The organism is Bacillus sp. LR_5, assembly GCF_042709275.1.
Genome location: NZ_JAVAXX010000594.1, coordinates 1 through 1,271, shown reverse-complemented (window position 1 = coordinate 1,271; position 1,271 = coordinate 1). Strand labels below are relative to the sequence as shown.

1 protein-coding gene and 1 pseudogene are annotated in these 1,271 nt (G+C 44.2%); both read right to left on the bottom strand.

The window, feature by feature from the left end:
• Positions 1–607, bottom strand: a pseudogene (gene pnbA, locus RAC86_RS38800) (para-nitrobenzyl esterase); the annotation flags it as partial.
• Between the two features lie 74 nt (positions 608–681).
• Positions 682–1,140: an HTH-type transcriptional regulator SlrR gene (slrR, locus tag RAC86_RS38795; protein ID WP_173614318.1), complete on the bottom strand. Its 459-nt coding sequence runs from the start codon at positions 1,138–1,140 to the stop codon at positions 682–684.
• Positions 1,141–1,271 lie beyond the last annotated feature (131 nt).

Here is a 1,271-nt window from a genome sequence, read left to right as displayed (position 1 = left end):
TAGGCATAGCAAGCAGCGCGGCAATGCTCATGCCGCCGGCGGATTCTCCAAATACTGTTACGTTATCGGGATCACCGCCAAACGCTGAGATATTCTCTCGCACCCATTTCAGTGCGGCGGCTTGGTCTAAAAGCCCAAGGTTATCGGAATACGCCTCATCAAATGAAGACAAGTGCAAAAAGCCAAACGGCCCCAGCCGATAGTTCAGTGTAACGACAATGACCTCTCCCTGCGCCGCAAGTTTTGATCCGTCATACAATGGCTCACTGCCCGCTCCAAGATAAAAAGCGCCTCCGTGAATCCACACCATGACAGGCAGGTTTTGACTTGGAGTGTCAGGCGCAAATACATTGACATACAAGCAATCCTCGGACTGGCGGGGCAGCTCTGTATACGACAGTGAGAGCAAATCAGACGGCTGCGGGCAAATAGGACCGTACGCTGTGGCATCAAGGACATCTTCCCACACTTCAGGCGGCTCAGGTGCTTTAAAACGCCATTGTCCGACAGGCGGCTTGGCATAGGGGATGCCTTTCCACTTATGTACGCCGTTTTCCGTTGTGCCTTTTACTTTGCCATATTGAGTCGTTACTATTTGATGAGTCATTGTGTTCTCTCCCTTTTTCACCCATTATAAACAGATTTACCCTATAGATGCGAACGTTAGCCCTTAACCGATCATCATCTTCCCATTGTTTTTAAAAAGGATTTGACTTCATGGACAGACAAGCCGATTTCTCTTGCTTCCGCCATCAGCGCTTTCCATTCTTCTATATTGGATTCCGTCAGTTTGCGGTTGCGGTAAGAGGCAGTTTTAGGCTGTTCTTTCTTTAGCCTGTTCGTAAAAGTGAACAATTCTTCCTTTTCCATCCCGGCTTGTACGGCTTGCACTAAATGTACGCGCCATTCTTCTTCACCGCCGCTGATTTTTTCATACATCATTGTTTCTGCGTCAAATAATTCTGTTAATTCAACTTCCAGTGTGGCAGAAACTTTTTTTAAAAATTGAACGGACGGATTCGTGTGAACGCCTCTTTCAATCTTGCTTAAATAGGATTTGGATACGCCTGACTCAACAGCCAGCTGATTAATAGAATAGCCTTTTCTTTTACGGTACAAACGGATAATTTTTCCAATCATAATATGAAATTCTCCTCTATTCCTGTCGTTATTTCGTTCATTATAAGGAATTTTTCGTTCTTTATAAAATTTAAAATAATAAGGTAAGTGCAGTAAATTAGAGGAAAATCATGATTTTGTTCTCTAAAGAG